We start from the raw sequence: 6,178 nt of genomic DNA, 5'->3' as shown, positions 1-6,178 counted from the left end.
GAGTGTTTCAGGCGGCGGCGGGCAGATCCGGCCAGCGCAGGCGCCCGGCCATGATCTCGCCGGGCTCCTGTTCCGCGAGCGCGCCTGTCGCCTCGCGCAGATAGGCCGCGATCGCGTTCGCGGCAACCGTGTTGCCCGCCTCGGCGAAGAGATTGCGCTCGACGACGTCGACGAGTTGCTGGCGTGTGTCGGAGGCCAGCGCCTCGGCAAGCGCCGCTGCGCGGCCGTAGAAGGCCTCCGCCATCTTCTTCACTTTCTTGGGGACACCCAGGTCACCGACCCCCATCTCGCGCAACGAGCCGTCCATGTCGGCGAAGAACAGGTCGAACAGCTCCTGGGAGAATTCGCTCACCTGCCCGCCCTCGCCCCGCAGCCTGTTCAGCACGAGGATCATGTGCAAGATCAGCATCTCGAAACGACCGTCGATCGTGTCGGGAACCTGAAGCCGGCTGTAAAAACCGGTTTGCCGCGCCTGCGCCACGATCGCGGTATATGTGGCATGCACTTCCGGATGACGACGCTGGCGGAAGAGACCGAAAACCATTGGATGCCTCGCTTGGACGAAGGTTGCCAAGTGGCCTAGCGCAGGTTAGGGACTTTGCCAAGGATGCAGCGACAGGGACGATGCCCCGGGCCGGCGGCATTCCCTGCCGGAGACCGTTTCGCCGGGAGCCTGTTTTCCCCCGAGAATGCCTCGCGGTCGGAAACCGGCGCCAGAAAGCAACAGGACACGCTTCAATGAAGACATGGATTCGCGGAGCAATCGTGGTCGGTGCGCTGGCCCTGCCGCTGGGTGGCTGTTTCACCACGACGCTGAACCACGGACACGTGATCCCGTCGGAACGGGTGCGCGACATCCAGGTCGGTTCCAGCCGCGAGCAGGTGGAACTGCTGCTCGGGTCCCCGTCCACCGTTTCACGGCTGAACGGCGAAGCCTACTACTACATCTCCCAGACCACCGAGACGACCGCCTTCCTGTCCCCGGATGTGGTCGAGCGGCGCGTCGTGTCCATCTATTTCGACGAGGACGGCTTCGTCCGCGACACCGGCTACTACAGCCTCGAGGACGGCAAGGTGATCGACGTGTTGACCCGCAAGACCCGTACGGGCGGCTCCGACTACGGCTTCCTGACGCAGATCCTGCGCGGCGCCAAGAACCCGAGCCTCAACCTGTAAAGGGCGGATCGCATCGCGCCGGCGATGCGAGAGTTCTGTATCCGAGACACAAAAGGCGCCCGCCGAACCCGGCGGGCGCCTTGTTTTTTGTCAACTCGCGATCCGTCAGTTGTGGGCGAGAACCGCCAGCAGAAGCAACGCGATGATGTTGGTGATCTTGATCATCGGGTTGACCGCCGGTCCGGCGGTGTCCTTGTAGGGATCGCCGACCGTGTCGCCGGTGACAGAGGCCTTGTGCGCCTCGGACCCCTTCTCGTGCTTGACGCCGTCCTTGTCGACGAAGCCATCCTCGAAGGATTTCTTGGCATTGTCCCACGCGCCGCCGCCGGCCGTCATCGAGATGGCGACGAAGAGGCCCGTGACGATCACGCCGAGAAGCATCGCGCCGAGCGAGGCAAAGCCCTGAGACTTGCCGGCAATCGCGGTGATCACGAAGAAGATCACGATCGGTGACAGGACCGGCATCAGCGAGGGCACGATCATCTCGCGGATCGCGGCCTTGGTCAGCATGTCGACCGCACGACCGTAATCGGGCTTTTCGGTGCCTTCCATGATGCCCGGCTTCTCGCGGAACTGCCGACGAACCTCCTCAACCACCGCGCCGGCAGCGCGTCCGACCGCCGTCATCGAGATGCCGCCGAAGAGATAGGGCAGCAAGCCGCCGAACAGCAGGCCGACGACGACATAGGGGTTGGAGAGCGAGAAATCGACGCTGACGCCGTCGAAGTAGCTTCCCGGCGCCGCGTTGGCCGCGAAGAACTTCAGATCCTCGGTGTAGGCGGCGAAAAGCACCAGCGCGCCAAGGCCCGCCGATCCGATCGCGTACCCCTTGGTCACCGCCTTTGTCGTGTTGCCGACAGCGTCGAGCGCGTCCGTGGTGACACGCACCTCCTTCGGCAGGCCGGCCATTTCGGCGATGCCGCCGGCATTGTCGGTGACGGGACCGAACGCATCCAGCGCCACCACCATGCCGGCGAGCGCCAGCATCGTCGTCACCGCAATGGCGATGCCGAAGAGACCGGCCAGGTTGAAGGCGGCAAGAATGCCGGCAATGATGACGAGTGCCGGCAGCGCGGTTGCCTCCAGCGAGATCGCCAACCCCTGGATCACGTTGGTGCCGTGACCGGTGACCGACGCCTGGGCGATGGAGCGTACCGGACGGTACTCCGTGCCGGTGTAGTATTCCGTGACCCAGATGATAAGCCCGGTCACGACAAGTCCGACAAGCCCGCAATAGAACAGATGCCGTCCGGCGAAAGTGACACCACCGCTCGTCGTGTACTCGGTGGCAAAGCCGAGCCAGAAGAAGACGATGCCGAACAGGGCCACGGCGGACAGCACGGCAGTCGCGATGAAGCCCTTGTACAACGCGCCCATGATCGAGTTGTTGGCACCAAGCTTGACGAAGAAGGTGCCGATGATCGAGGTGACGACGCAGGCGCCGCCGATGACGAGCGGCAGCAGCATCAGTTCCAGCGCCGCGGCGCCGGTGAAGAAGATCGAGGCCAGAACCATGGTGGCAACCACGGTCACGGCATAGGTCTCGAACAGGTCTGCGGCCATGCCGGCGCAGTCGCCGACATTGTCACCGACATTGTCGGCGATGGTGGCCGGGTTGCGCGGATCGTCCTCGGGGATGCCCGCTTCCACCTTGCCGACGAGATCGCCGCCGACATCCGCGCCCTTGGTGAAGATGCCGCCGCCCAGACGGGCGAAGATGGAAATCAGCGAGGCGCCGAAGCCAAGCGCCACGAGGGAGTCGATCACCGTGCGGCTCTGCGCCTCGTAGCCGAGACCGCCGGTCAGGATCGCGTAGTAGACGGCAACGCCGAGCAGCGCCAGGCCGGCGACCAGGAGCCCGGTGACCGCGCCCGACTTGAAGGCGATCTCGAGGCCCGCCGCAAGCGACGTGCTGGCCGCCTGCGCCGTGCGGACATTGGCCCGTACCGAAACGAGCATGCCGATATAGCCGGCGGCGGCGGACAGCACCGCGCCGATGGCGAAGCCGATGGCGACAAGCATGCCGAGCAGCCATGCCACCAGGGCGAAGATGACCACGCCGACGATGGCGATCGTCGTGTATTGCCGGTTGAGATAGGCCTGCGCGCCTTCCTGAATGGCGCCGGCGATTTCCTGCATGCGGGCATTGCCGGCATCAGCCGCCATGACCGACTGGATCGCCCATGCGCCATAGGCGACGGACAGGAGACCACAAAGGATTACAATTACTAGCTCGAGCATTCTTCCCCCCAATGAAGGACGCGAAAGGACCGTTGGTTCATTGTTATCCGGTCCCTGAGGAGAAGAACGGTATCCGTCCTGCGCCTCCCGTCAAGGACGAGTTTCCACCCTGTCACGATGGCGCAAGAACGGTCCGTCACGGCCTGACGGGCTTTCGCTGTCAGCCGATGGCGCGGCCCCTCTCAAATCTGACAAGCCAGACGATGAGGCCGAGACAGGCCAGCGTGAAGGGGAAGACCAGCGTGTTGATCGTCGCCCAGCCCTGGTACTGCAACAGCGCGCCGGAGGAGAACGACGCGGCGGCAACGAAACCGAAGACGAGGAAGTCGTTGACCGACTGCACGGTGTTGCGCTCGCTCGGGCGATAGACGTCCGTCAGCATCGCGGTCGCTCCGATGAAGCCGAAATTCCAGCCCAGGCCAAGGAGGATCAGCGCGATCCAGAAATGCGCGACCTCGATGCCCGACAGCGCCACCACGGCACAGGCGGCGAGCAGCGAAAGACCAAGAATGACAATGCGTTCCTTCCCGAACCTGGCGATCAGGTGGCCGGTGAAGAAGCTCGGCCCGAACATCGCCAGAACATGCCACTGGATGGCATGGGCGGCGTCTGTCTGGGTCAGGCCGCAGGCGATCATGGCAAGCGGTGTCGCCGTCATCACAAGGCTCATCAGGGCGTAGGATGTGATGGCGCAGGCTGCGGCGACGATGAAGCGCGGCTGCGCCATGATCACCGCCAGCGGGCGACGCGATCCGTCGGCGACGGGACCGCGCGGCGGCCTCGGGATCGACACGAAGGCGACGATGCACAGACTGACAAGCGAGAGCGCGGCCTGGGCCACATAGGTCCCGGCGAACATCACCGGCTCGAACAGGTCCGCCGTGTTGATCACCGTTTGGGGCCCGACGATGCCGGCCGCCACGCCGCCGGCAAGGACGAAGGAAATCGCCTTCGGCTTGAACGCCTCGCTTGCCGTGTCGGCGGCAGCGAATCGGTACTGGTGAACGAAGGCGCTGACCATGCCGCTGCCCATGGTGCCAAGGCAGAAGAGCAGGAAGTTCGCCTCGAAGATCGCGTGGGCCGACAGGAGACCGGCGAGAATGCCGAGGGCGGCCGATCCGACGAAGCCCGTACGGCGACCGAAACGGTGCATGATGGCGCCTGCCGGCAGCGCGCCGAAGGCCGTTCCCAGAACGAAGCAGGAGACCGGCAGGGTCGCGAGAGACTTGTCGGCGCCCAGGAGGCTTGCCCCGACAAGCGAGCCGGACGCGATGACGATGGAGGCCGATGCACCGCCAAGGGCCTGCGCGCAGGCAAGAAGCACCGCGTTGCGGCGGGCAAGACCGTCATTGACGAGAGAGGCCGGGGCCGACACGTTTGCGCCTTGGGCGGTCATCTGGATCTGTCCTGCGGGTCAGTCTGGCGGGGATTCCGGTATCGTCCGGAACGTGCGCAGCCTAGTGCAGGCAACAGGCAAGGACAACGGCAGCGCGGCTATAACGGTCATAGCCGCAGGTCGTTCCCCGTCGGGCCGCCCGCGATCAGGCGCCCTCGCCCGGCTCCTGCGGCGCAGACGGTTCCTCCGCGGCCGGCGCCTCGGCGGGCTTTGCCGGCGTGTCGAACTCCGTTTCCCGGAACTCGCGGGCAAGCTTGTCGAGAACACCATTGACCATGCGGGGCTCGTCTTCCTCGTAGAAGGCACGAGCGACATCGATGTATTCGCTGATGACCACGCGCCCCGGCACGTCCTTTCGGCGCATCAGCTCGAAGGCACCGGCGCGCAGGATCGCCCGCAATGTCGTGTCGATACGCTTCAGCGGCCAGCCGGCGACGAGCGAGCGGTGAATGACCGGATCAAGCGTGCGTTGCTCTGCGACGACACCCTTGACGAGATCGCGGAACCAGGCCGGATCCGCCTCCCGGTACTGCTCGCCGTCGAGTTCCGCGCCAAGGCGGAACGCCTCGAACTCGGCCAGCACGTCGGCCAGCGAAGAGCCGCCGACATCCATCTGGTAGAGCGCCTGGACGGCGGAAAGACGCGCCGCGCCCCGCTTGTTGGCGGGGCGGGCTGCAGGTTCCGTCCGGGCTTCGTTCTCGTCACTCATGTCTCAGACCCCGAGGCGATCCCGGACCGCGATCATGTCGAGCGCGGCCTGTGCGGCGGCACCGCCCTTGTTCTTCTGCTGGACGTCGGCACGAGCCCAGGCCTGCTCGCGGTTCTCCACCGTGAGAATGCCGTTGCCGAGCGGCAGAGCCGCGTCGATGACCAGCTCCATGACGGCGCGGGCGGACTCGTTGGCGACGATGTCATAATGGCTCGTCTCGCCACGGATGACGCAGCCAAGCAGGACGAAGCCGTCAAAGTCGGCCTGTCCGCTCTCCATGGCGGCGAGCGCCATCGCCAGGGCGGCCGGGATTTCAAGCACGCCCGGGACGGAGACGCGGGTCACGTCGGCGCCCTGGCCTTCGAGAACCTCCGTCGCGCCCGCAAGAAGAGCGTCGGCGATGTCCTCGTAGAAGCGGGCGTCAATGATCAGGATGCGGGGAGTCGTCATGTCGCTCTCGTCGCTTTCGTGGTTCTCGGGCCGGTCGCGTGAAGGGCGCCCAAAGGCGCGCGGGATGCCGGCCGGTCAGCCGGCAAGGCCAGCTTCAGGGTGCCGGTAGGAACCATGTCGGGCAGCGTTTGTCCAGCGCGGATTGCCCGGGGCTGCCATGCCGCCAACCGGGGATCGGCGCAACGCCCGCGTTCAGCTGTATTCGG

The 6,178-nt window shown here is 65.6% G+C and carries 6 protein-coding genes; 1 reads left to right on the top strand and 5 read right to left on the bottom strand.

The features are described from left to right. Nucleotides 1-7: 7 nt before the first annotated feature. Nucleotides 8-544 (bottom strand): ubiquinol-cytochrome C chaperone family protein, encoded by a 537-nt coding sequence (locus ACN0T5_RS21490; protein WP_417770646.1) that lies wholly within the window; start codon nucleotides 542-544, stop codon nucleotides 8-10. Nucleotides 545-738: 194 nt separating this feature from the next. Here ACN0T5_RS21490 and ACN0T5_RS21485 point away from each other — a divergent pair, with 194 nt between their 5' ends. Continuing rightward, the gene (locus ACN0T5_RS21485; RefSeq protein ID WP_417770645.1) at nucleotides 739-1,176 is read left to right on the top strand and encodes an outer membrane protein assembly factor BamE; all 438 of its coding nucleotides are present in this window, start codon (nucleotides 739-741) and stop codon (nucleotides 1,174-1,176) included. A 105-nt stretch (nucleotides 1,177-1,281) separates the two neighbouring features. Here the strand turns inward: ACN0T5_RS21485 and ACN0T5_RS21480 are convergent, their stop codons facing one another. From ACN0T5_RS21480 to ribH, 4 genes are all read right to left on the bottom strand, one after another. Continuing rightward, a complete protein-coding gene (locus ACN0T5_RS21480) occupies nucleotides 1,282-3,417 on the bottom strand; it encodes a sodium-translocating pyrophosphatase (RefSeq protein ID WP_417770644.1) in 2,136 nt (711 codons plus the stop codon). A gap of 160 nt (nucleotides 3,418-3,577) precedes the next feature. After that, nucleotides 3,578-4,813 carry an MFS transporter gene (locus tag ACN0T5_RS21475; protein WP_417770643.1) on the bottom strand — a complete coding sequence of 412 codons (1,236 nt, stop codon included), beginning with the start codon at nucleotides 4,811-4,813 and terminating at the stop codon, nucleotides 3,578-3,580. Nucleotides 4,814-4,958: 145 nt separating this feature from the next. Next, complete coding sequence (nusB, locus tag ACN0T5_RS21470; RefSeq protein WP_417770642.1) at nucleotides 4,959-5,522, bottom strand: transcription antitermination factor NusB; 564 nt, start codon at nucleotides 5,520-5,522, stop codon at nucleotides 4,959-4,961. A 3-nt stretch (nucleotides 5,523-5,525) separates the two neighbouring features. Beyond that, nucleotides 5,526-5,972: a 6,7-dimethyl-8-ribityllumazine synthase gene (gene ribH / locus ACN0T5_RS21465; RefSeq protein ID WP_417770641.1), complete on the bottom strand. Its 447-nt coding sequence runs from the start codon at nucleotides 5,970-5,972 to the stop codon at nucleotides 5,526-5,528. Nucleotides 5,973-6,178 lie beyond the last annotated feature (206 nt).

It is taken from the genome of Stappia sp. (assembly GCF_048261845.1).
Classification (GTDB): Bacteria; Pseudomonadota; Alphaproteobacteria; order Rhizobiales; family Stappiaceae; genus Stappia.
Note: the sequence above shows the minus strand (reverse complement) of the source record. Positions and strands in the feature narration are given on the sequence as shown.